Origin of the sequence: Pseudomonas sp. SIMBA_041 (assembly GCF_046535095.1) — a bacterium.
Lineage (GTDB): Bacteria > Pseudomonadota > Gammaproteobacteria > Pseudomonadales > Pseudomonadaceae > Aquipseudomonas > Aquipseudomonas mucoides.
In genome coordinates, this window is sequence record NZ_JAWRXJ010000462.1 from 1 (window position 1) to 263 (window position 263).

At 57.0% G+C, this 263-nt stretch carries 1 protein-coding gene; it reads right to left on the reverse strand.

The features are described 5' to 3' along the window. Positions 1 to 152, reverse strand: a 152-nt coding sequence (locus tag SB725_RS31930) for a type VI secretion system ImpA family N-terminal domain-containing protein (RefSeq protein WP_410923467.1), incomplete at its 3' end; no start/stop codon positions are given. Positions 153 to 263: the final 111 nt, after the last annotated feature.

Consider the following 263-nt stretch of genomic DNA (forward strand, 5'->3'; position numbering starts at 1 on the left):
CTGCGCCAGTCCGGCGGCTCGGCCGGCAGGATCGAGTCGCCCATGCTGCGCTCGGGCTGGCCCTGTGCGGCCCGCTCCAAGTGCAAGAAATCCGCGTCATATTCCAGGTCTTCGCCACAAGGCGAAGTTGCTGAAACCGCGGCGAGCAACATCGGTACATCCACCTGGTTTGATCTCCCTATCAGCCTGCAGGACAGTCAGGCAATTAATGCACTAGTTTGTTTGTGAACTCGCGCATATTTCTTGGTTTATATGGACTCGTT